The organism is Rhodovulum sp. YNF3179, assembly GCF_050586465.1.
Taxonomy (GTDB): domain Bacteria; phylum Pseudomonadota; class Alphaproteobacteria; order Rhodobacterales; family Rhodobacteraceae; genus CAJXYS01.
Map to the genome: position 1 here is coordinate 209148 of NZ_JBOCEG010000001.1, position 22680 is coordinate 231827.

General features: G+C 69.0%; 24 protein-coding genes. 13 read left to right on the forward strand and 11 right to left on the reverse strand.

What is annotated here, in order from left to right; all coding sequences use genetic code 11:
• Positions 1-49 precede the first annotated feature (49 nt).
• The 8 genes from rpsA (at position 50) to ACQ5SP_RS01135 (ending at position 6631) form a co-directional block, all read left to right on the forward strand.
• Positions 50-1735: a 30S ribosomal protein S1 gene (gene rpsA, locus ACQ5SP_RS01100; RefSeq protein WP_430935547.1), complete on the forward strand. Its 1686-nt coding sequence runs from the start codon at positions 50-52 to the stop codon at positions 1733-1735.
• Between the two features lie 309 nt (positions 1736-2044).
• Entirely contained in the window at positions 2045-2326 is a 282-nt protein-coding gene (gene ihfB, locus ACQ5SP_RS01105) for an integration host factor subunit beta (protein ID WP_430935549.1), read from the forward strand.
• Between the two features lie 18 nt (positions 2327-2344).
• On the forward strand, positions 2345-2686 hold the full coding sequence (locus ACQ5SP_RS01110) for a LapA family protein (protein ID WP_430935551.1): 342 nt from the start codon (positions 2345-2347) through the stop codon (positions 2684-2686).
• Between the two features lie 29 nt (positions 2687-2715).
• Positions 2716-3363: a phosphoribosylanthranilate isomerase gene (locus ACQ5SP_RS01115; RefSeq protein ID WP_430935553.1), complete on the forward strand. Its 648-nt coding sequence runs from the start codon at positions 2716-2718 to the stop codon at positions 3361-3363.
• 1 nt (position 3364) lies between these two features.
• A complete protein-coding gene (gene trpB / locus ACQ5SP_RS01120) occupies positions 3365-4597 on the forward strand; it encodes a tryptophan synthase subunit beta (protein WP_430935555.1) in 1233 nt (410 codons plus the stop codon).
• A gap of 140 nt (positions 4598-4737) precedes the next feature.
• Positions 4738-5448, forward strand: coding sequence for a hypothetical protein (locus tag ACQ5SP_RS01125; protein WP_430935557.1), 711 nt, complete (start codon positions 4738-4740; stop codon positions 5446-5448).
• Between the two features lie 92 nt (positions 5449-5540).
• Positions 5541-6062: a hypothetical protein gene (locus ACQ5SP_RS01130; protein ID WP_430935559.1), complete on the forward strand. Its 522-nt coding sequence runs from the start codon at positions 5541-5543 to the stop codon at positions 6060-6062.
• 47 nt (positions 6063-6109) lie between these two features.
• Entirely contained in the window at positions 6110-6631 is a 522-nt protein-coding gene (locus tag ACQ5SP_RS01135; protein ID WP_430935561.1) for a helix-turn-helix transcriptional regulator, read from the forward strand.
• Here ACQ5SP_RS01135 and ACQ5SP_RS01140 read toward each other — a convergent pair.
• The 5 genes from ACQ5SP_RS01140 to ACQ5SP_RS01160 all read right to left on the reverse strand — a co-directional run bounded on the left by ACQ5SP_RS01140 (position 6607) and on the right by ACQ5SP_RS01160 (position 10985).
• The gene (locus ACQ5SP_RS01140) at positions 6607-6993 is read right to left on the reverse strand and encodes a DUF2237 family protein (protein WP_430935563.1); all 387 of its coding nucleotides are present in this window, start codon (positions 6991-6993) and stop codon (positions 6607-6609) included. The genes ACQ5SP_RS01135 and ACQ5SP_RS01140 overlap by 25 nt on opposite strands.
• Before the next feature lie 30 nt (positions 6994-7023).
• Positions 7024-8094, reverse strand: coding sequence for a DUF2332 domain-containing protein (locus ACQ5SP_RS01145; protein WP_430935565.1), 1071 nt, complete (start codon positions 8092-8094; stop codon positions 7024-7026).
• Positions 8091-8792, reverse strand: coding sequence for an aminoacyl-tRNA hydrolase (pth, locus tag ACQ5SP_RS01150; RefSeq protein WP_430935567.1), 702 nt, complete (start codon positions 8790-8792; stop codon positions 8091-8093). The genes ACQ5SP_RS01145 and pth overlap by 4 nt, the downstream gene beginning before the upstream one ends.
• Positions 8793-8973: 181 nt before the next feature.
• Positions 8974-9645, reverse strand: coding sequence for a 50S ribosomal protein L25/general stress protein Ctc (locus ACQ5SP_RS01155; protein WP_430935569.1), 672 nt, complete (start codon positions 9643-9645; stop codon positions 8974-8976).
• A gap of 176 nt (positions 9646-9821) precedes the next feature.
• Positions 9822-10985, reverse strand: a complete 1164-nt coding sequence (locus ACQ5SP_RS01160) for an alpha-hydroxy acid oxidase (RefSeq protein WP_430935571.1) — start codon at positions 10983-10985, stop codon at positions 9822-9824.
• A gap of 136 nt (positions 10986-11121) precedes the next feature.
• Here ACQ5SP_RS01160 and ACQ5SP_RS01165 point away from each other — a divergent pair, with 136 nt between their 5' ends.
• Positions 11122-11895 carry a ZIP family metal transporter gene (locus ACQ5SP_RS01165; protein WP_430935573.1) on the forward strand — a complete coding sequence of 258 codons (774 nt, stop codon included), beginning with the start codon at positions 11122-11124 and terminating at the stop codon, positions 11893-11895.
• 6 nt (positions 11896-11901) lie between these two features.
• On the opposite strand, the gene trpA is transcribed toward ACQ5SP_RS01165, so the two are convergent.
• Positions 11902-12693 carry a tryptophan synthase subunit alpha gene (trpA, locus tag ACQ5SP_RS01170; protein WP_430935575.1) on the reverse strand — a complete coding sequence of 264 codons (792 nt, stop codon included), beginning with the start codon at positions 12691-12693 and terminating at the stop codon, positions 11902-11904.
• A gap of 125 nt (positions 12694-12818) precedes the next feature.
• On the opposite strand from trpA, the gene ychF reads away from it, so the two are divergent.
• The 4 genes from ychF (at position 12819) to ACQ5SP_RS01190 (ending at position 16444) form a co-directional block, all read left to right on the forward strand.
• A complete protein-coding gene (gene ychF / locus ACQ5SP_RS01175) occupies positions 12819-13916 on the forward strand; it encodes a redox-regulated ATPase YchF (protein WP_430935577.1) in 1098 nt (365 codons plus the stop codon).
• Between the two features lie 58 nt (positions 13917-13974).
• Entirely contained in the window at positions 13975-14637 is a 663-nt protein-coding gene (gene trhA / locus ACQ5SP_RS01180; protein WP_430935579.1) for a PAQR family membrane homeostasis protein TrhA, read from the forward strand.
• A gap of 70 nt (positions 14638-14707) precedes the next feature.
• Entirely contained in the window at positions 14708-15364 is a 657-nt protein-coding gene (locus ACQ5SP_RS01185) for a rhomboid family intramembrane serine protease (protein ID WP_430935581.1), read from the forward strand.
• A gap of 96 nt (positions 15365-15460) precedes the next feature.
• Positions 15461-16444 carry a calcium/sodium antiporter gene (locus ACQ5SP_RS01190; RefSeq protein WP_430935583.1) on the forward strand — a complete coding sequence of 328 codons (984 nt, stop codon included), beginning with the start codon at positions 15461-15463 and terminating at the stop codon, positions 16442-16444.
• Between the two features lie 3 nt (positions 16445-16447).
• Here the strand turns inward: ACQ5SP_RS01190 and ACQ5SP_RS01195 are convergent, their stop codons facing one another.
• The 5 genes from ACQ5SP_RS01195 to ACQ5SP_RS01215 all read right to left on the reverse strand — a co-directional run bounded on the left by ACQ5SP_RS01195 (position 16448) and on the right by ACQ5SP_RS01215 (position 22680).
• Positions 16448-17845 (reverse strand): hypothetical protein, encoded by a 1398-nt coding sequence (locus tag ACQ5SP_RS01195; RefSeq protein ID WP_430935585.1) that lies wholly within the window; start codon positions 17843-17845, stop codon positions 16448-16450.
• Between the two features lie 171 nt (positions 17846-18016).
• Positions 18017-18901 (reverse strand): 2-oxo acid dehydrogenase subunit E2, encoded by an 885-nt coding sequence (locus ACQ5SP_RS01200; RefSeq protein ID WP_430935587.1) that lies wholly within the window; start codon positions 18899-18901, stop codon positions 18017-18019.
• A gap of 10 nt (positions 18902-18911) precedes the next feature.
• Entirely contained in the window at positions 18912-20342 is a 1431-nt protein-coding gene (locus ACQ5SP_RS01205; RefSeq protein WP_430936253.1) for an NAD-dependent succinate-semialdehyde dehydrogenase, read from the reverse strand.
• Positions 20343-20360: 18 nt separating this feature from the next.
• A complete protein-coding gene (locus ACQ5SP_RS01210) occupies positions 20361-21695 on the reverse strand; it encodes a biotin/lipoyl-containing protein (protein ID WP_430935589.1) in 1335 nt (444 codons plus the stop codon).
• The gene (locus tag ACQ5SP_RS01215) at positions 21685-22680 is read right to left on the reverse strand and encodes an alpha-ketoacid dehydrogenase subunit beta (protein WP_430935591.1); all 996 of its coding nucleotides are present in this window, start codon (positions 22678-22680) and stop codon (positions 21685-21687) included. Before ACQ5SP_RS01215 ends, ACQ5SP_RS01210 begins: the two co-directional genes overlap by 11 nt.

The window sequence follows — 22680 nt, forward strand, 5'->3', positions numbered from 1 at the left end:
AGACAACCGCCAGGCCGGAAAAAGACTGACTGTAAAGGAAACGAACTGAATGTCTGCTAACGCATCGATGGAGGAATTCGAAGCCCTCCTGCAAGAAAGCTTCGAGATCGACACGCCGAGCGAAGGCGCGGTCGTCAAGGGCAAGGTCATCGCCGTCGAGGCGGGCCAGGCCATCATCGACATCGGCTACAAGATGGAAGGCCGTGTCGATCTCAAGGAATTCGCGAGCCCGGGCGAAGCGCCCGAGATCGAACCGGGCGACGAGGTCGAGGTCTATCTCGAGCGCGTCGAAAACGCCCGTGGCGAGGCCGTCATCAGCCGTGACAAGGCCCGCCGCGAGGAAGCCTGGGACCGCCTCGAAAAAGCCTATGCCGACGACGCCCGCGTCGAGGGCGCGATCTTCGGCCGGGTCAAGGGCGGCTTCACCGTCGATCTCGGCGGCGCCGTGGCCTTCCTGCCGGGCAGCCAGGTCGACGTGCGCCCCGTGCGCGACGCCGGCCCGCTCATGGGTCTCAAACAGCCCTTCCAGATCCTCAAGATGGACCGCCGCCGCGGCAACATCGTGGTCTCGCGCCGCGCCATCCTGGAAGAGTCCCGCGCCGAGCAGCGCGCCGAGGTCATCGCCAAGCTCAACGAGGGCGACGTGGTCGACGGCGTGGTCAAGAACATCACCGAATACGGGGCCTTCGTGGATCTCGGCGGTGTGGACGGCCTGCTGCACGTCACCGACATGGCCTGGCGCCGCGTCAACCACCCCTCCGAGATCCTCTCGATCGGCGAGACGGTCAAGGTGCAGGTGATCAAGGTCAACAAGGAAACGCACCGTATCTCGCTCGGCATGAAGCAGCTCCAGGAGGATCCCTGGACCAATGTCGAGGCGAAGTTCCCGATCGGGACCGTGCATACCGGCCGCGTCACCAACATCACCGACTACGGCGCCTTCGTGGAGCTGGAGCCGGGCGTCGAAGGCCTGGTGCACGTCTCCGAGATGTCCTGGACCAAGAAGAACGTCCATCCGGGCAAGATCGTGTCCACCTCCCAGGAAGTGGACGTCATGGTGCTCGAGATCGACACGGCCAAGCGCCGGGTGTCGCTCGGCCTCAAGCAGACCATGCGCAACCCGTGGGAAGTCTTCGCCGAGACTCACCCGGTCGGCACCGAGGTCGAGGGCGAGGTCAAGAACATCACCGAGTTCGGTCTGTTCATCGGTCTCGACAACGACATCGACGGCATGGTGCACCTGAGCGACCTGAGCTGGGACATGGCTGGCGAGCAGGCGATCCAGGAGTACAAGAAGGGCGACGTCGTCAAGGCCGTCGTCACCGAGGTCGACACCGAGAAGGAGCGTATCTCGCTCTCCATCAAGGCGCTCGAGGGCGACCCGTTCCAGGATGCCGTCGCCGGCGTGAAGCGCGGCTCGATCATCACCGTGACCGTGACCGCGATCGAGGATGGCGGCATCGAGGTGGAGCACGAGGGCATGAAGTCCTTCATCCGCCGGTCCGATCTGAGCCGCGACCGTGCCGAGCAGCGCCCCGAGCGCTTCCAGGTGGGTGACAAGGTGGACGTGCGCGTGACCAACGTGGACGCCAAGTCGCGCCGTCTGGGGCTCAGCATCAAGGCGCGCGAGATCGCCGAAGAGAAAGAGGCCGTGCAGCAATACGGCTCGTCGGACTCCGGTGCCTCGCTCGGCGATATCCTTGGGGCCGCGCTCAACAAGCAGGACGACGACTGATCCGCCATCGGCGGTATCGATCGAGGACATTGCAGGGGGCGGCCCGCCGGGCCGCCCCTTTCGCTTTCGGGGCGCCGAATCAGCCCCGCCGCGCCGCCCGGCCGCGCCCGACGCGCCCCGCCTCTTGCGGCGGCGTATGCCCGATTTCCGGAACTGCTTGCCAATAGAGCCGGATTTCAGCGACTTAGCGCGTCAAATCCGCATCGCCGGGGTGGCTTCCTGTTTCCAGCACCCCGGGTTTCCGACTATAGTTGGACAAAACCGGGCCCGGCGCGGGCGCGCCGAATGGAACGAGGGGGACACCGCTGCATGATACGCTCTGAACTCATTCAGAAGATCGCCGATGAAAACCCCCACCTCTACCAACGCGATGTCGAGCGTATCGTGAACACGATTTTCGAAGAGATCATCGACGCCATGGCCGAAGGCAACCGGGTCGAGTTGCGTGGCTTCGGCGCCTTCTCGGTCAAGCAGCGCGACGCGCGCACGGGGCGCAACCCGCGCACCGGCGAGGCCGTCCATGTCGAGGCCAAATGCGTTCCCTTCTTCAAGACCGGCAAACTGCTTCGCGAACGCCTCAACGGCGGCTGAGCCCACAGGACTGAACACATGCGCTATCTCCGCCTGGCCTTCCTGGCCGTCGTCGGCATCCTGCTTCTGACCGTGGCGCTGGCCAACCGCCACCCGGTGACCCTGCGTCTCCTGCCCGAGGAAATGGCCGCCTTCCTGCCTTTCGGCACCTCCGTGACCATGCCGCTGTTCCTGGTCGTCCTCGGCGGTGTGCTGGCCGGGCTGGTGATCGGCTTCGTCTGGGAGTGGTTCCGCGAACACAAGCACCGCAGCGAGGCCGCGCGCGAGCGTCGCCACGCCCGCGAGCTCGAGCGCGAGGTGAAGTCGCTCCGCGACAAAAAGGCGGACGGCAAGGACGACGTGCTCGCGCTGCTTGAGTGATCCGGCCGGATCGGGCAGAAGCTGACGGCATGACAGATGAAATCCGCGTCAAGATCTGCGGCCTGACCAGCAGCGCCGATATTCCCGCCGCGCTCCTCGCGGGGGCGAGCTACCTTGGCTTCGTCTTCTTCGCCAAGTCGCCGCGCCACCTGAGCATCGCGGAGGCCGCGGAGCTGGCTGGCCCGGTGCCCGAGGGCATCTGCAAGGTCGGCCTGATCGTGGATGCCAGCGACGCCGATATCGATGCGATCACCGCGCGGGTGCCGCTGGACATGCTGCAGCTCCACGGCTCGGAAAGCCCCGAACGCGTGGCCGCGATCCGCGAACGGTCCGGCCTCCCGGTGATGAAGGCGATCGGCATCGCCGACGCGGCCGACCTGGCGCAGATCGCGCCCTATGGGCGCGTCGCCGACCAGCTGCTGGTGGATGCCAAGCCGCCGAAAGGGGCAGAGGTGCCCGGCGGGCACGGGCTGCCCTTCGACTGGCGGCTCATCGCGGATGTGCGCTGGCCGGTGCCGTGGATGCTGGCCGGCGGGCTCGACGCCGCCAACGTTGCCGAGGCGATCCGGCTGACGGGCGCGCGGCAGGTGGACGTGTCCTCGGGCGTGGAAAGCGCGCCGGGGGAAAAGGATGCGGAGAAAATGGTGGCCTTCGTCAGGGCCGCAAAGGGAGAGTGAGATGCCAGACGATCTTCCGAATTCCTACCGCTCCGGCCCCGACGATCAGGGCCGGTTCGGGATTTTCGGGGGGCGGTTCGTCAGCGAGACGCTGATGCCGCTGATCCTCGAGCTGGAGGCCGAATACGAGCGCGCCAAGGACGACCCGTCCTTCTGGGCCGAGATGGATGATCTCTGGACCCATTACGTGGGCCGGCCGAGCCCGCTCTACCACGCGGCGCGCCTGACCGAGCGCCTGGGCGGCGCGAAGATCTACATGAAGCGCGACGAGCTCAATCACACCGGCGCGCACAAGATCAACAACGTGCTGGGCCAGATCCTGCTGGCGCGCCGGATGGGCAAGGAACGCATCATCGCCGAGACCGGCGCGGGGCAGCACGGCGTCGCGACCGCGACCGTCTGCGCCAAGTTCGGGCTGAAATGCGTGGTCTACATGGGCGCCCATGACGTCGAGCGCCAGGCGCCCAACGTGTTCCGCATGCGGCTTCTCGGCGCCGAGGTGGTGCCGGTGACGTCGGGACGCGGCACGCTGAAGGACGCGATGAACGACGCGCTGCGCGACTGGGTGACCAATGTCCGCGACACCTTCTACTGCATCGGCACGGTCGCCGGGCCGCATCCCTATCCGGCGATGGTGCGCGACTTCCAGTCGATCATCGGCAAGGAGACGAAAGAGCAGATCATGGCCGCCGAGGGGCGCCTGCCCGACACGATCATCGCCGCGATCGGCGGTGGGTCGAACGCGATGGGCCTGTTCTACCCGTTCCTCGACGATGCGGAGGTCTCGATCATCGGTGTCGAGGCCGGTGGCAAGGGCGTCAACGACAAGATGGAGCATTGCGCCAGCCTGACCGGCGGGCGTCCCGGCGTGCTGCATGGCAACCGGACCTATCTGCTTCAGGACGAGGACGGCCAGATCCTCGAGGGGTATTCGATTTCGGCCGGGCTCGACTACCCGGGCATCGGCCCGGAGCATTCTTGGCTGCATGATATCGGCCGGGCCAAATACGTCTCGGTCACCGATGCCGAGGCGCTGGAGGCGTTCCAGCTGTCCTGCGAGACGGAGGGCATCATCCCGGCGCTGGAGCCGTCCCACGCGCTGGCCCATGTGACCAAGATCGCCCCCGAGCTGCCGTCCGACCACGTCATCGTCATGAACATGTGCGGCCGGGGCGACAAGGACATCTTCACGGTGGCCAAGGCGCTGGGCGTCGATATGGGCGGAACCGCATAAACTTCGGTTTATGCCCGTTCGCCGCGGGTTTATCGGCGGCGGATTAAACCCCGGTCCAATGGGCCGGGGTTCTGTTTTGCGCTGTCTTCGGGACGTGACCTGCACGCGGCAGGGATACGTCCACAGGAAAGGAACGACAGATGCATATCAAGAGCTTCATCGCCCTCTCGGCCACCGCGGCCCTCATGTCGGGCACGGCGCTCGCACAGCAGGGCAGCCTCGACGAGTTGATCCAGCAAAAAGCCCAGGAATTCGGCGCCGCGGGCTTCTCGCGCGTCGAGGTGGATCGCGGGTTCCTCGGGATGCGCTTCGAACTGGAAGCGACCGACGCCAACGGCCGCAAGCTCGAGCGGACGTTCAACCGGCAGGGCGTCCTGCTCAAGGAAGAGAGCACGGAGAACGGTGTCGAGACTGAACGGACCTACGGCGCCGATGGCACCATCATGAAGGAAGAAGTCAGCAGTGCCGGGTTCGAGCGCGAGGTCTACTACGACGAGAACGGCATCGTGCAGAAGGTGGAGACGACCGAGAACGGCGTCGAAACGGAAACCTACTACGACGCGGCTGGCAACGTGACCGGCCGCAAGGAAGAGCGCATCGAGAACGGCATGGAGATCGAGACCTATTTCGATGCCGCGGGCAATGTCATCGCCACGGAAAGCGAGCCCGTCGACGATGACGACGATGATGACGACGACGATGATCGCTTCGACGATGATGACCGCGACGATGACGACGACAACGGCGGCGACGACGACGACGGTGACGATGACGACGGCGACGACGATGATGGCGGCGACGACGACGGCGGCGACGATGACGGCGACGACGACGACGGGGATGACGACTGAGCCCCACAGGTTACACTAAGAAGTGCCGCCCCCGGTCCATTGGTATAGACTGGGGGCGGCGCCCTTTGATCCCGGCCTAGGATTGCATAGTGATGAAATCTGCCTTGACTGCCTGTCTCGTCGCCGCGGCACTGACGCTGGGTGGCCCGGCGCATGCGGACGAAGCCTATGACCCCATCGTCGCGCAGCTGCAGCAGCAGGGGTTCGACGAGATTCGCATCTCGCGGACCTGGCTTGGGCGGACCCGGATCGTCGCGACCAGCGACACGCTCTGGCGGGAACTGATTCTCAATACCCGGACGGGGGAGATCCTGAGAGATTACTGGCGCGGCACGGATGACGACGACGACGACGACGACGCGGACGGCCTCTTGTTCGATCCAACCGCGGATGACGACGACGATGATCGCTACGACGACGACCGGTACGACGACGATGATGATGATCGCTACGACGACGACCGTGACGACAGCGACGACGAGGCTGACGACGACAGTGACGATTCCGACGACAGTGACGGATCCGATGACAGTGACGACTCCGACGACAGTGACGACTCCGACGATGGCGGCGACTCCGACGACGGCGGCGGCGACTCGGACGATGATGATTGAACCGCAAGCCGCCGGGACGGCCTGACGGCGCAGGGTGGAGTGAAGATGTGAAAAGCCGCTTTCTGCTTTGGCCCATCTACCTGCTGCAGTTCGCCTGCGCCGTTTTCTTCATTTCCGACATTCTGCTCGGGGTGATCGGGGTGCGTGCCCAGCCGATCAGCTGGCAGACGCGCGAGCTGCTGGAGATCGGCGCGGCGCTCGGGCTTATGCTGGGCCTTTTCCTGGGGGCGGTGGCGCTCAGCCGGACGAACCGGCGCCGCCAGAAAGTCGAGGCCGAGCTGCGCGCGGCCTCGGGGGCGTTCATGGAAATCCTGGAAGAGCGTTTCGCCGACTGGCAGCTGACCCCGGCCGAGCGCGATGTCGCGTTGTTCGTCATCAAGGGGCTCTCCACCTCCGAGATCGCGGAGTTGCGCGAGACCAGCGCCGGTACGGTCAAGGCGCAGACCAACGCGATCTACCGCAAGGCCGAGGTCAGCGGGCGCGCACAGCTGCTGAGCCTTTTCGTCGAGGAACTGATGGGGGACGGGCTGGTGGACCGCGCGGCTCAGCCGGCGGCATCGGTGGCGTAGCGGCGCAGGATATCCATCGACACGATGTCCAGCGCGGCCTCGTGTGTCGCCCCGAGGTGAACGTCCGGCGCGCAGCCCTCGTCATGCGCCTGCAGGAACCGCCCCGCGCAGAGGCACCAGCGGTCGCCGGGCTTCAGCCCCGGAAAGCCGAATTCGGGCCGCGGCGTCGAGAGATCGTTGCCCACGTATTTCGAATAGGCCAGGAACTCCGCCGTCATGACGGCGCAGACCGTGTGGCTGCCCCTGTCCGACGGCCCGGTGTCGCAGCAGCCGTTGCGGAAGAACCCGGTCATCGGGTCCGAGGAGCAGGGTTCCAGCTCTTCGCCGAGAACGTTGATCGAGGGGGCGCGTTCAATGCTCATGGGCCGAGGCTAACGCGATCGTGCCGGGGTTCAAGGGCGCCGTGCGCCGTGCCCGGACCCGACCCCGGACCAACGCACCCAGCGGCCGTGGAAATCCACCCGGCCGAGCCGTCGCCGCCGCCCGCCCGGCCAGCAGGTCAGGTGCAGCGCGGCGCCCTCGGCCCGCCCGTCGCTTTCCAGTTCCAGATGCGCCAGCGGCGCGTCGGCGCTGGCCTCCGCCCCCGCCTCGGCCAGCAGCGCGCGCCCCGCCGCGCGGGCCGCGGGCGGGAAGTACTGCCAGGCGATGCTGTGATAGACCACGTGGAGATGGCCGGGCCGCCGGGCGGCCAGCCGCCCGCGCAGCCAGTCGATGGCGTCCGCGCGGGTCACCGGGGCGCCTGACAAGCCTTGCAGGTCGAGCGCCCGCCGCGTCCGCGCGATCCGGTCGGGCTGGTCCGGCCAGAGATAGGCCAGCGCGCGCAGCCGGTCCTCCGGCTTGGCCCCGTCGAGTGGGCGCAGGTCGGCGCCGGCCCGCTCCGCCACCTCGATCCGCGCCGGGGCAGGGGGCGTCCCGGTCCAGCCCGGCGCAAGGATCACCGGCGAGTCCGCCGGACCGTAGGCGGCGGTTCCCAGGTCGAGCCGGTAGCGGTCCCAGAAAAGGTTGAGACCCGCGCTGGCCCCGAGTTCCGACAGCACGAGCGGTGTCTTGTATTGCCCGGCCAGCAGGTGGAAGGCCGGGATCAGCGCGGCACTGCGGCGCACCTCGTTGGTCTGGGGCGGCTGATCGAGCCAGGCGAGCAGGCGGGAGGCGTGCCGCGCCATGCTGTCCGCCAGGATCGCGCGCAAGCTCGCGTCGTCGACCGTGCGATCCCGGGGCGGGTAGACCGCCGCCAGGTCGGGCGCGGTCCCGTCGAGCACGAGCGCGTGCAGCGCGCCCGCCAGCCGGAGCGGAACCGAGTCGCCATGCGGTCCCGTATCGCCCGGCCAATCGAGGATCCGCGCGCCGAGCGCGGTGTCGCGGTCGAGCATCTCGCAGAGCAGGCCGAGCAGTCGCGCCATGAAGGGCGAGCCGAGCCGGGCACAGGCCGCGGCCTGGCTGCGGAACGCCCGCCGCGGGGTCACCGGAAACGGTCGACGAGCTTCTGCAGGGGCGAGCGGGCGTCGCTTTCCGGTTCCGGCGCGGGCGCCGGGTCCGGCCTGGACGCCGGGGCGGCGGGTCCGGCCTTGCCGCCGCCGTCGCCCGAGCTGCGGGCCGGCGCGGTTTGCAGCGCCACCGCGTTCATGAAGCGCCCGCCATCGCCCGCGGCCAGCGCCGCGGCGCCGTCGCTGATGCCGCGGAGCAGATCGTCCAGCCAGTCCCTGTCGGCCTTTGCAAAATCGTTCAGGACATAGGCCGAAACGGCATCCTTGTGCCCCGGATGCCCGATACCGAGCCGCACGCGGGCGTAATCCGCGCCGATATGCTGATGGATCGAGCGCAGGCCATTATGGCCGGCATGTCCACCGCCCTGCTTGACGCGTGCCTTGCCCGGCGCAAGGTCCAGCTCGTCGTGAAAGACGACGACGTCCCCGGGGGCGAGCTTGAAGAAACGCAGTGCCTCGCCCACCGACTGGCCGGAGCGGTTCATGAAGGTCTCGGGCTTCAGCAGCACGACCTTCTCGCCGCCGAGCCGCCCCTCGGTCACCTGGCCCTGGAACTTCGAGCGCCACGGCGCGAAGCCGTGATCCTCGGCGATCCGGTCCACGGCCATGAAGCCGATATTATGCCGGTTGCCCGCGTATTTCGGCCCCGGATTGCCGAGCCCCACGAAGAGTCGCACGCTAATGTCCTCGGTCGTCGTCGCGTTCTGATGGGCAGAGGATATTGGCGCGGTACCGGGGATGCAACGTGCCCGGGGCGCGGTCTGCCGTCCGGCGGTCGCCGTCCCGGACGGCGTCGCGACGAAAAAGGGCGCGGGGCTTTCGCGCCCGCGCCCTCGATCCGGTTCGGAAAGGCGGGACTCAGTCCTCGCTCTCTTCCTCGGCCTCCGGCTTCTCTTCGCCGATCACCTCGGTTTCCGGCGTCTCCTCTTCGCCCTCTTCGGCCTCGTCGGACTTCAGGCCCGACGGCGCGGAGATGTTGGCGATGACGAAGTCGCGGTCGGTGATCATCGGACGGGTGCCCTGCGGCAGGTCGATCATCGAGATCGTGACCGTGTCACCGATGTCGAGACCGTTGAGGTCCGCGACCAGCTTTTCCGGGATGTCGCCGGCGGTCACTTTCAGCTCGACTTCCTGGCGCACCACGGTCAGCACGCCGCCACGCTTGAGGCCGGGGCACTCTTCCTCGCCCACGAATTCGACCGGGATGAAGAGGTTGATGCGCGAGGTGCGGCGCAGCCGCATCAGGTCGACATGGGTCGGCAGGTCCTTGACCACGTCGCGCTGCACGTTGCGGGCGATCACGCGGACGTCTTCTTCGCCGTCGACCTTCAGGTTGAAGAGGGTCGAAAGGAAGCGTCCGGCCTTCAGCCGCTTGAACAGCTCGTTGTATTTGATGTTGATCGGCAGCGGATCTGCGCCACCACCATAAACGACACCCGGTACGAGACCCTCACGGCGGGCTTGACGAGCGGCCCCCTTGCCTGTCCCCGTCCGTACCGTGGCGTTCAGATCTGGGATCTGTCCAGCCATCTTGGCACTCCTGATAAATTTTCGAACAACGGACATCCTCCAAGGGTGCATGCCCGCATGAAGCGCAGCGTATAGGGCAGATTCGACGGCTTGGAAAGGGGAAAACGCGCGCCGTCGGGCAGCACCGCGCCGGTGCCGGCGATCGGGTGGGGCCGCGTGCCCGGGGCGGTCGGGCGTCAGGCCCAGCGGCCGGTGAAGTCGTGCGGGATCAGAAGGTTGTCGCGTCCCATGTCGGCGATCTGCCGTTCACCGCAAAGCGCCATCGAGGTGTCCAGTTCCTTGTGGATCACCTCGAGCGCCCGGGTGACGCCGGCCTCGCCCATCGCGCCGAGCCCATAGACGAAGGCGCGTCCGATGTAGGTGCCGCGCGCGCCCATGGCGACGGCCTTCAGCACGTCCTGGCCCGAGCGGATGCCGCCGTCCATGTGAACCTCGACATCGTCGCCGACCGCGTCGAGGATCGGCTGCAGCATCCGGATCGACGAGAGCGCCCCGTCGAGCTGCCGGCCGCCGTGGTTCGAGACGATGATCGCCGCGGCGCCGGTCTTCGCGGCCATCTTCGCATCCTCGGGGTCGAGGACGCCTTTCAGGATCACCTTGCCGTCCCACATGTCCATGATCCGTTCGACCTTCTTCCAGTCGAGTTGCGGGTCGAACTGCTCGGCCGTCCAGGACATCAGCGACGAGGTGTCCGAGACACCCTTGGCATGGCCGACGATATTGCCGAACTTGCGGCGCTTCGTGCCCAGCATGCCGAGACCCCAGCGCCATTTCGTGGCCAGGTCCAGCATGGTCGGGATGGTCAGCTTCGGCGGGGCCGAGAGGCCGTTCTTGAGATCCTTGTGCCGCTGGCCGAGGATCTGCAGGTCGAGTGTCAGCACCAGCGTGTCGCATCCCGCGTCCCTGGCGCGGCGCAGGATGTCGCGCAGGAAATCCTCGTCCTTCATCACGTAGAGCTGGAACCAGAACGGGGTGTCCGTGTGCTCGGCCACGTCCTCGATCGAGCAGATCGACATGGTCGACAGCGTGAAGGGCACGCCGAATTTCTCGGCCGCGCGGGCGGCCTTGATCTCGCCGTCGGCGTGCTGCATGCCCGTCAGCCCGACCGGCGCCAGCGCCACCGGCATGGAGACCTCCCGCCCGGCCATCGTCGTCGCGGTCGAGCGCCCCGACATGTCGACCGCCACCTTCTGGCGCAGCCGGATCTCCGAGAAATCCGAGATGTTGTCGCGGAAGGTCTGCTCGGTCCAGCTGCCCGACTCGGTGTAGTCGTAGAACATCTTGGGCGCGCGCCGGGCATACAGGCGGTGCAGGTCGTCGATGCTGGTAATGACGGGCATGGGGCGATCCTTCGGCGGTATTGGTCAAATTGCATTACCAATCCGGCCCGGACCTGGCAATGTGCATTTCGGCGCGGTGCTTGCGACCGGGCCCGCGGTGCGGTCCACTGGAGGCGCCTTTCGGGAGGGTCGGCGCATGGAAATCCTGTTCTACGGCGTGACCGCCAGCCTGCTGGCCGGGCTTATGACCGGGGTCGGCGCCCTGCCCGTGCTTTTCGGGCGGTCGATGTCCCGGGGATGGAACGACACGCTGCTCGGGTTCGCGGCCGGGGTCATGCTCGCGGCCTCGTTCTTCTCGCTGATCCTGCCGGGGATCGAGGCGGGCGAAACCCAGCATGGCAGCATCCGGGTGGCCGCGCTGATCTCGGGCGGCGGGATCGTGCTGGGGGTGCTGGCGGTGGCGGCGCTCAACGAACTGGTCCCGCACGAGCATTTCCTGCTGGGCCGCGAGGGTGCCGAGGTCGAGGTGCTGGCGAAGATCTGGCTGTTCGTTTTCGCCATCACGATCCACAACTTTCCCGAGGGCCTGGCCGTCGGCGTGGGCTTTGGCGGCGGGAACGTCGCCAACGGCATTTCGCTGGCCACCGGGATCGGGCTGCAAAACGCGCCCGAGGGGCTTGCCGTGGCCGTCGCGCTGCGCGGCCAGGGCTACAGCCGGCGCCATGCCTTTACCGTGGCCACCCTGACCGGCCTGGTCGAGCCGCTGGGCGGGCTCGTGGGCGCGGGTGCCGTCACCCTGTCAGAGCCGCTGCTGCCCTGGGCGCTGGCCTTTGCCGCCGGCGCGATGATCTATGTCATCAGTCACGAGATCATCCCCGAAACCCACCGCCACGGCCACCAGAACAAGGCCACGGCCGGGCTGACCGTGGGGCTGGTCCTGATGCTGATGCTCGACGTGACGCTTGGCTGAGCCGGGTCAGGCGCGGTGCGCGCCGTCGGCAAGGCCGCGGACGAAATCCAGGATCTCGCCCACCGGGCGCTGCTCCTCGATCTGCTTGACGATGGCCGATCCGACCACCGCGCCGTCGGCCACGCCGGCGATCGCCTCGGCGGCCGCCGGGGTCTTGATGCCGAAGCCGACGATCAGCGGCAGGTCGGTCTGCGACTTGATCCGCGCGACCTCGGGGCCGACATCCGCCGCCTGCGCCTCGGCCGATCCGGTGATGCCCGTGATCGAGACGTAGTAGACGAAGCCGCTCGTGTTCTGCAGCACCTTGGGCAGGCGCCTGTCGTCGGTCGTCGGCGTCGCCAGACGGATGAAGTTGAGCCCCGCATTCTGCGCCGGGATGCAGAGTTCCGCGTCTTCCTCGGGGGGCAGGTCGACCACGATCAGCCCGTCGATCCCCGCGTCGCGCGCGTCGTCCAGGAACTGCGCGACGCCGTGATTGTAGATCGGGTTGTAATATCCCATCATCACGATCGGGGTCGTCGCGTCCTCCTTCCGGAAGCTTCGCGCCATCTCGAGGGTCTTCCTGAGCGTCTGCCCGGCCTCGAGCGCGCGCTGCCCGGCCAGCTGGATCGTCGGGCCGTCGGCCATCGGGTCGGTGAAAGGCATGCCCAGTTCGATGATGTCGACGCCCGCGCCCGGCAGGCCCCTCACCAGTTCCAGCGAGGTGTCATAGTCCGGGTCCCCGGCCATGATGTAGGCCACGAAGGCTTTCTTCCCTTCGGCCTTCAGCCGCGCGAACGTGTCGTCGATCCTGGTCATGTCCCGTCCCTCGTGCCCGATCTCCCCCGCGGTTTGCGACAGTGCGCGCGGAAAATCAATGGCCGCCTTGACGCGGGGCGCGCCCGCACCCTACATGCCCGCGGATCGAAAGCGAGGATGCGAGCATGGGCTTCAAGACCGGGATCGTCGGGCTGCCGAACGTGGGCAAGTCGACATTGTTCAATGCGCTGACCCGGACGGCGGCCGCGCAGGCGGAAAACTTTCCCTTCTGCACGATCGAGCCCAATGTCGGCGAGGTCGCCGTGCCCGACCCGCGGCTCGAGAAGCTGGCCGAAATCGCGCAGTCGCGCCAGGTCATCCCGACGCGGCTGACCTTCGTCGACATCGCCGGGCTGGTGAAGGGCGCCAGCAAGGGCGAGGGGCTCGGCAACCAGTTTCTCGCCAATATCCGCGAGGTCGATGCCATCGCCCATGTGCTGCGCTGCTTCGAGGAAGAGGACGTTACCCATGTCGAGGGCCGCGTCGACCCGATCGCCGATGCCGAGGTGATCGAGACCGAGCTGATGCTGGCCGACATGGACTCCATCGAGAAGCGGCTCCAGGGGCTCGTGCGCAAGCTCAAGGGCGGCGACAAGGAGGCCCAGCAGCAGGACCGGCTGCTGCGCGCCGCGCTGGCGGCGCTGGAAGAGGGCCGCCCGGCCCGCACCGTCGAGGTGGCGCAGGAAGACGCCAAGGCCTGGGCGATGCTGCAACTGCTGACGTCGAAACCGATCCTGTATGTCTGCAACGTCGAGGAAAGCGCGGCCGGGACCGGCAACGCCCATTCCGACCGCGTCGCGGAAAAGGCCGCGGCCGAAGGTGCGGCGCATGTGGTGATCTCCGCCAGGATCGAGGAGGAGATCAGCCAGCTCGACGCCGAGGACGCCGAGATGTTCATGGAGGAGCTCGGGCTGAAAGAGGCCGGGCTCGACCGGATGATCCGCGCCGGCTACGACCTGCTGGGGCTGCAGACCTATTTCACCGTCGGCCCCAAGGAGGCGCGCGCCTGGACCATCTCGCGGGGCACCCGCGCGCCGCAGGCCGCCGGCGTGATCCACGGGGATTTCGAACGCGGCTTCATCCGTGCCGAGACCATCGCCTATGACGATTTCGTCGCCTGTGGCGGCGAGCAGGGCGCCAAGGAAGCCGGCAAGATGCGCGTCGAGGGCAAGACCTATGTCGTTCAGGACGGCGACGTGATGCATTTCCTCTTCAACGCCTGACGCGGCGCGTCCGCGCAGGGGCGTTGGTGCGCCGGCCGCCATGGGTTAGGGTCGCCCCATGCGCACGCTGTTCGCCCCCCGCGCCGAAAACGCCTACAGCCGGGCCGAACGGCTCAGCGATGCCGGCATCCACGTCGCCGGGCTGGTCGCCGTGGCGGTCGGCGTGCCGGCGCTGGTGATGCTTGCCGTGGTGCTGCGCGGGGACCTGCCGGCGGTGCTGGGTGCCGCGGTTTACGGGGCGACCCTGTTCGCGATGATCCTCTGCTCGGCGCTCTATCACATGGTGCCCAGGCCCGGCTGGAAAGGCGTGCTGCGCCGGCTCGATCACTCGGCCATCTACTGGAAGATCGCCGGCACCTACACGCCCTTTACGGTGCTTTCCGGGCAGGGTGCCGGGCTGCTGGCGGCGCTGTGGGGGGCTGCGGCCTTCGGCACGGCGCTGCGGGTCTTTGCCGCCGGGCGGTACCGCTGGCTCGCGCTCTCGCTCTATCTGGCGATGGGCTGGGCCGGGCTGGTGGCGGGCTGGCCGATGCTCGGGACCCTCTCGGGGCCGGTGCTGGCGCTGATCGTGACGGGGGGCGTGCTCTACACCGTGGGGGTGGTCTTCTTTCTGCTGGAAAGCCTGCCGTTTCACAATACGATCTGGCACGGTTTCGTCCTCGCGGCCAGCCTGCTTTTCTTCGCGGCGGTGAACCTGCATCTTGTCGAGACCGCGACCTGATCCCGGCGGCCCTTGACGCCCCGGCGCGGCTGTGGTCCGCAGCCTTCCGAAGTCATCCGAGGAGCCGCGCATGCTGATACGACCCGTGGGAACCGGCGAACGCGTCCCCGGCCCGCTGCTGGCGCTGGTCGGCGCCATCGTGGTGATCGAACTGGCGCTCTCGGCCGCGGATCGGGGGCTTTTCGGCGGGATCGACTGGCGGCGCGCGGCGCTGGTCTACGGCGCCTTCTGGGAGCCGCTGCTCGATGGCCGGCTGCGTCCGGCCTTTGCCCTGCAACCCTACACGATGTTCCTGAGCCATGCCTTCCTTCATGGCGGACTGCTTCATGTCGCGATGAACGGGGTGATCCTGCTGTCGCTCGGCAAGTTCGTGGCCGAGCAGACCGGGGTCTGGCCGCTGATGCTGCTGCTCGCGGCGGCGGCGGTCGGCGGCGGCGTCGGCTTCGGGCTGCTGGCCGAGGCCGACGCGCCGATGATCGGGGCCTCGGGCGCGGTTTTCGGATTGCTCGGGCTCTGGCAATACTGGGAGGCGACGGCGCGCCGGCGCATGGGGCTGACGCTCGCGCCGGTGCTGCAGACCCTGGCCGGCCTCGTGGTGCTGAACGTGCTGATCGCGATCCTGGTGCAGGGGGCGCTGGCCTGGCAGGCGCACCTGGGCGGCTTCGTCGCGGGGGCGGCGCTGGGCCCGGTGATGACCGGCTTCGCCCGGCGCCACCGCGGCGGATGAGCGCGGCGCCGGGCCGGGCGCGCCCTTGCCGCCGGGCCCTGTCATCTTGAAGCCTGCTCCGCAGGCCCGTCGGCGACTTCGATAGGGGGAACCCGCATGATCGGACTGGAACTCGTCATCGGTCTCGCGCTGCTGCTCGGCGGCGGCGAAGCGCTGGTCCGGGGCAGCGTCGCGGCGGCAACGCGGCTCGGGGTGTCCAAGCTGGTGATCGGGCTGACGCTCGTCGGGTTCGGGACCTCGATGCCGGAACTGGTGGCGAGCCTGCGGGCGGCGCTGGCCGGGTCCCCGGGGGTCGCCATGGGCAATGTCGTCGGCAGCAACATCGCCAACGTCCTGCTGATCCTTGGCCTTGCCGCCGTGATCCTGCCGATCGCCGTCGACCGACGGGCGCTCCGCCGGGACGGGGCGGTGCTGCTGGCGGCCAGCGCGGCCATGACCGCCCTTGTGCTCGTCGGCACCATCGGGCGCGCGGCGGGCGGCGCCTTTCTCGGCGCGCTCGTGGTCTACACCGTGGCGACCTATCTTCTCGAACGCCGCCGCGCCAGCCCGGTGACCGATCTCTATGCCGCCGAAGCCGATGAATTCGCCGAGCGGCCGATCTCGATGGGGCTGGCGATCGTCCTCACGCTGGGCGGCATCGCGGGCGTGATCATCGGCGCGGACCTGTTGGTCGGGTCCGCCATCGCGATCGCGAGTGCGGCGGGGGTGTCCGAGGCGGTGATCGGGCTGACGCTGGTCGCGGTCGGCACCTCGCTGCCGGAACTCGTCACCTCGGTGCTCGCGGCGGTGCGCAGGCACGGGGACGTGGCCTTCGGCAACGTGATCGGCAGCAACATCTTCAACCTGCTTGGCATCGCGGGGACGACGGCCCTGGTCTCGCCGCTCACCGTCCCGGCCCAGATCGCGCGTTTCGACGTCTGGATCATGCTCGGCGCGGCGGTGGCGCTGACCGTGTTCGCGGTCACCGCGGCGCGCATCAGCCGGACCGAGGGGATGGTTCTTCTTGCGGGCTATGCGCTTTACCTGGCCGTGCAGATCGTCCCCGGTCTGCGCGCGCCGCTTGGGCTGGCCGCGCTCTGACGCTCAGCCAAGCTGGGCGTATACCAGCACCCAGGCCGAGAGGATGATGGCCGCGACGAGGAAGTAACCGCCGTTCCAGCGCAGCCCCACATGCCGGGCGCTCACCTTGCCGAAGGACCCGATCAGCAGCGTGGTCGCGGTGAAGGGCGAGGTGACGCCGCTCAGCGCCCAGCCGGCCGTGATCGCGACGATGATCGCCGTGGGGGCCACGCCAAGCGCCGCGGCCGACGGGATCAGCGGCGCGGCAAGCGTCACCGCGAGGATCGGGTTCATGCCCAGCTGGCCGGCCAGCGGGATGATCCAGACGAACGAGACCAGCAGCATCCAGGGGGGCACCGCCGAGAGATCGACGCCCGCGGCGGTCATCAACGGCTGCAAAAGCGGCGCGCCGACGGTGCCGATGTAACCGGCCATCATCAACAGCACGATCTCGCCGCGGAAGCCTGGAAGCTCGACGAAAACGTAATCGGCCAGGCGTTTCCGGAACCCGGGGCCGGCATGCGCGCCGCGGGTCTGCAGGACCAGCCACCCGGCCGCCATCAGCGGCACGATCAGGATGACGAGTCCCACCACCCGGATGCCCGTGGCCAGGTGCAGCGTCACGATGCTGCCCACGAGGATCGCCAGCAGGATCGCCAGCGGCGCCATGCGGTCCCAGCCGCCCTCGGGGCGGACAGCCGGGGGCCGGGGCCCCGAGAGCCTCGGTTTGAAGATCGAGTCGAGCGCCCATCCGGTCCCGGCCATCAGCACCGAGGTCACGAGACCGGGGATCAGCGCACCGCCCCAGCTTGCGCCGGGGATCAGCGCCGTCGAGATCGCGACCGCGAAGGACAGCGGCGACCAGGGCAGTGTCGATGTGAACGCCCTCTGGATCGCCAGCAGCATGCGCCGCGTGCGGTGACGGCGGATTTCCGGGTCGGCTTCCTCGGCGGCGCTCGCGGTGGCGAGGCTGCCGAGCAGCGCGATGGCCCCGTAATTCAGCACCAGCGCGAACATCTGCCCGCCGACCGTCAGCGCAAGGTAGCGCCGGCCCGGAGGCTGCTGGGCGAGGAAACGACCGGCCCGCCGGATCGCCGGCGCGGGTTCGGCCGCGCTGCGCAGGGTGGCAAGCGCGGTGAAGAACGCCCCGATGAAGGCGGCGGTATGGAGGCCGCGCAGCGCCACCGACTCCCAGCCGGGGTCGCGCACCGCAAGGGCCACCGTCATCGCCACCGCCACGGCCACGAAGGCGGACCGGCCGGGCCGGACCTGCACCGTGAGAAGGGCGGTGACGAGGATCACCAGCGCCGGCAACGCCGGGCGCGCGATCGCGGCCGCGCCCCATTCGACCAGCACCATGACGGCGGTGGTCAGGACGAGGAGCGCGCCGGTCGCCTTGTCGAGAGGGGTCGCGGGCGTCATGCCCGCGAAGGTATGGCCCCGAATGCGCGGAACATGCAAGGCGAAGCCGGCCGCGGCCGCGGCGGCGCTACGGATTGCCGATCTTGGTCCCCGTCGCGGCGCCGCGCGGCGCGCCTCTGTCTTGGCCATCCCGTCGGGGTGGCGAAAGGGTGGGCGCCGCAGCCTTTCGGATCAAACGAGCAGCAGGCGCGGCTCGGCCATCAGGGCCGCGTAGCGGCTGAGGAAGCGCGCCGCGTCCGCGCCGTTGATCACCCGGTGATCGTAGCTCAGGTCCAGCGGGACCATGGGCACCGGGCGGGGCGTGTCGCCGTCCCAGGCGGTGACGGTCTCGGTCCGCGTGATGCCCAGGATCGCGACCTCGGGCGGGTTCACTATGGGGGTGAAGGCGGTGCCGCCGATCCCGCCCAGGTTGGTGATCGTCATCGAGGCGCCGCCCATCTCGTCGGGGGCGATCTTGCGGGCCTGTGCGCGCCCGGCGAGATCGGTGATCTCGGCGGCGATGGTCCAGATGCCCTTGGCGTCCGCGTCTCGGATGACCGGCACCATCAGCCCGTGGGGCGTGTCCACGGCGATGCCGATATGCACGTAGTCCTTCAGGATCAGGGTCTCGCCATCGGCCGAGAGCGAGGCGTTGAACCTCGGAAAGTCCCGCAGGCAGCGCGCCAGGACCGCGACATGGAAGGCCAGCGCGGTCAGCTTCACGCCCCGCGCGCCGGCCTCGCCCCGGAGCGACTTGCGCAGCGCCTCGACGGCCGAGACGTCGGCGCGATCGTGATGCGTGACCGCGGGGATCAGCGCCTGCGCCGCGGCCAGGTTCTGCGCCGCGACCCGGGCGAAGCGGCTCATCGGTTCTTCGGTCACGGGGCCATAGGCGGCGTGGTCCACCTCCCAGTAGGAGCGGTCGCCGGCCGGGGCGGCCCCGGCGGCCGGGGCGGCCCCATCGAGATCCTCGCGCGCGATGGTCTCGCGGCCGAGTTTCCGCGCGAGGTCGTCGAGATCGACGCCCTGCTCGAGCGCGCGCTTGCGGACCGAGGGGCTGGCGATGACGTCGGACATGGGAGCCTCCTTACCAGCTGGCCGAGATGTACTGGGTTTCCATGAATTCCAGCATGCCCTCGTGCCCGCCCTCGCGGCCGAGCCCGGATTGCTTGGTGCCGCCGAAGGGCGCGGCCGGGTCGCTGACGAGCCCGCGGTTCAGGCCGACCATGCCGTAATCCAGCCGCTCGCAGACCTGGAGGCCGCGCTTCATGTCCTCGGTAAAGACATAGGCCACGAGCCCGTACTCGGTGTCGTTGGCGCGGCGGATGACGTCCTCCTGGTCGGTGAAGGACTGGATCGCCGCGACCGGGCCGAAGATCTCGTCATGGACGCATTCGGCGGTTTCTGGCACGCCAGAGAGCACCGTCGGCGGGTAGAAGAACCCGGTGCCGTCGGGCAGCTGCCCGCCGCATTCGATCTTCGCGCCCTTGGCGACCGCGTCCTCGACGAAATGAGCGACCTTGTCACGGGTCTCGGCGTTGACGAGCGGGCCCACATCGACCGACGGGTCGGTGCCGTCGCCCAGCTTGAGCTTGCCCATCTCCTCGGCCAGGCGGCGGGTGAAGGCCTCCGCGATATCCGCGTGGACGTAGATCCGGTTCGCCGCGGTGCAGGCCTCGCCGAGATTGCGCATCTTGGCGAGCATCGTGCCCTCCACCGCCGTCTCGATATCGGCGTCCTCGAACACCACGCAGGGCGCGTTGCCGCCCAGTTCCATCGCCGGCTTCAGCACCTGGTCGGCGGCGGAATGCAAGAGCTTGCGGCCCACCCCGGTCGAGCCGGTGAAGCTGACCACGCGCACGCGCGGGTCATGCAGCATGTGATCGACCAGCGCACCCGTGCGCTTCGAGGGCAGCACGTTGACCAGCCCGCTGGGCACGCCGGCCTCTTCCAGCAGCGGCATCAGCGCCAGCATGGTCAGCGGCGTTTCGGAGGCGGGCTTGATCACCACGCCGCAGCCCGCCGCCAGCGCCGGCGCGATCTTGCGGGTGCCCATCGCCGCCGGGTAGTTCCAGGGCGTCACCAGAACGGCCAGCCCGGCGGGCTTGTGCTGGACCATGATCCGCGCGCCGGAGGCCGGCGCATGGGTGATCAGCCCGTCGGCGCGGACGGCTTCCTCGGCGAACCAGCGGAAGAACTCGGCGGCATAGGCCGCCTCGCCCCTGGCATCCACGCCCGCCTTGCCGTTTTCCAGCGTGATAAGCTTGGCGAAATGGTCGAGCCTGGCGGTCATCAGCTCCCAGGCCTTGCGCAGCACCTCCGAGCGCTGGCGCGGGGTGCGCGCGGCCCAGTCGGCCATCGCGGCCTCGGCCGCGTCGAGCGCGGCGTCGGCATCGGCGATCTCGGCGGAGGCGACGGAGGCCAGAACCTCCTCGGTCGCGGGGTTCAGCACGTCGAACCGCGTCCCCTCGGCGCCGGGTTTCCACTGGCCGTTGATATAGAGATCGGTGAAGTCCATCGGGGAGTCCTTCATCTGTCAGAGCAGGTGGCGGAGCGGCTGCTCCATCCGGCCTGCGAATTCGGTGAGAAGCGTGATCGCCCGGCCGGGCGCAAGCTGCCCCGGCCCGCATTCGAGGGTGATCGAGAGCCCGTCGCCGGCGCGCGTGAGCGTCAGGACCGGGGCGGGTTCGGCCCCCATCGCGACGCTTGCGATGGCGCTCTGGCGCAGGTCGCGCAGCACCAGGTCCGGCGCCGGGGCGTCGGGGTCGTGCGCCGCCCGGCCAAGCGCGGGCCGGTCGGGATCGGCATAGCGCCGCTCGGTTCCGAACCGCGCCACCGCGACGGTCAGCGGGCCCTCTGCGCCGCTGCGGCGCAGGCTGGCGGCGCCGAGGCCTGCCAGAAGGGCCATGTCGTCGGCCAGGCCGGCGCCCTCGGCCGCCCAGGCGGCGAAATCCGCGAAGCCGTCCGCGGCGGTTTCCGCAACCAGCCGCTGCGCGGCCGCCGCGGTGCCGGGCGCCGCGGCCGCCTGCGCGGCAGGCATGCCGCGAAGCGTGTCGAGATCGCGGACATGATAGGGCTGCGGATGGCCTGCCTCGGCCAGCCGGGCGAGGTCGAGGCCCTCTTCCAGCGCCAGCCGACGCGCCTTGGGCGAGGCGAGGATGCGCCCGCCGGTCCCGGCCGGGGCCGCCGGGGCCGGGCGTGCCGGTGTCTCCGCGTCCGGTGCGGGGGCGGGCGCGGCGGCGGGGGATGCCGCGGCCGGGGCGGGGGCGCCAGCCGCGGCGTCCGCCCGGCTGCGCGCGACGGGGGCGTCGGGTTTCCCGGCCGCGATGATGGCCACGCTTTCGCCCACGGGCACCTCTTCGCCCGCCGCGGCCAGCGTCGCGGCGAGATAGCCGTCATGGCCGGCGGGCACCTCCATCGTGCTCTTGTCGGTCTCGACCTCGAAGAGCACGTCGTCGGCCGCGACCGCGTCGCCGGGTGCTTTCTGCCAGCTGACGATCAGCCCGCTGTCCTGGGCCATGCCGAGCGCCGGCATGATGACGGATTGCCCGTCAGGCAGGGCATCGCCCGCGCCATCTTCCGCGGTTTCCGCCGCCGGCGCACCGTCTGCCGCGGGCGGGCCGCTGTCCTCGGCCGTGTCGGAGATCCGCGCGATCACGCGGCCCACCGGCACGTCGTCGCCGGCCGCGGCCGCGACGTCCGTCAGGAAGCCGCCGCCCTGGGCCTCGACCTCCATCGTGGCCTTGTCGGTCTCGACCTCGAAGAGCGCGTCGCCCTCCGTGACCGGGTCGCCCGCCGATTTCAGCCAGCGCACGATCACGCCGCTGTCCTGCGCCATGCCGAGCGCCGGCATGATCACCTCATGCGGCATGGATCATCTCCCCGGCGCAGAGCTTGCGCGCGTTCTCGACCACGGCCTCGGGCGTCGGCACGGTCAGGTCCTCGAGCGCAGGCGAAAACGGCACCGGCACGTCCATCGCGCCCATCCGCAGGACCGGCGCGTCGAGGTGGTAGAAGGCCTTCTCCGTCAGGCGGCTCGCGATCTCGGCGGTGACGCCGTAGCTCTGGTGGCCCTCGTCGATGACGATGGCGCGCGAGGTCTTCTTCACGCTGTCCAGCAGTGTCGCCTCGTCCAGCGGCACGATGGTGCGCGGGTCGATCACCTCGGCCTCGATGCCCTCGGCGGCGAGCGTCTCGGCGGCCTTCTCGGCCACCTGCACCATCGAGGAGGTCGCGATCAGCGTGATGTCGCCGCCCTCGCGCTTGACGTTGGCCTCGCCGAAGGGGATCAGGAATTCCCCTTCGGGCACGGGGGCCTTGTCCTGGTACATCAGCTTGTCCTCGAAGATGACGACCGGGTTGTTATCGCGGATCGCCGTCTTCATCAGGCCCTTGGCCTCGTAGGCCGAGGAGGGCAGCGCCACCTTCAGCCCCGGGATATGCGCCACGAGCGCCTGCAGCGACTGCGAGTGCTGCGCGGCCGAGCGGCGCGTCGCGCCGAGATTCGTGCGCAGCACCATCGGCACCTTGAGCTTGCCGCCGGACATGTAGTGCTGCTTGGCCGCCTGGTTGCAGAGCTGATCCATCACCAGGTAGATGAAATCGCCGAACATCAGGTCGACGATCGGCCGCGCCCCGGTCATGGCGGCGCCGACGGCCAGCCCGACGAAGCCCGGCTCGGCGATGGGCGTGTCGATGACGCGGTCGGTGCCGAACTCGTCGACCAGGCCCGAGAGCACCTTGAAGGGGGTGCCGGCCTCGGCCACGTCCTCGCCGATCAGGAAGACCGTTTCGTCGCGACGCATTTCCTCGGCGATGGCTTCGTTCACGGCCTGGGACAGGGTAATCTCTCGCAT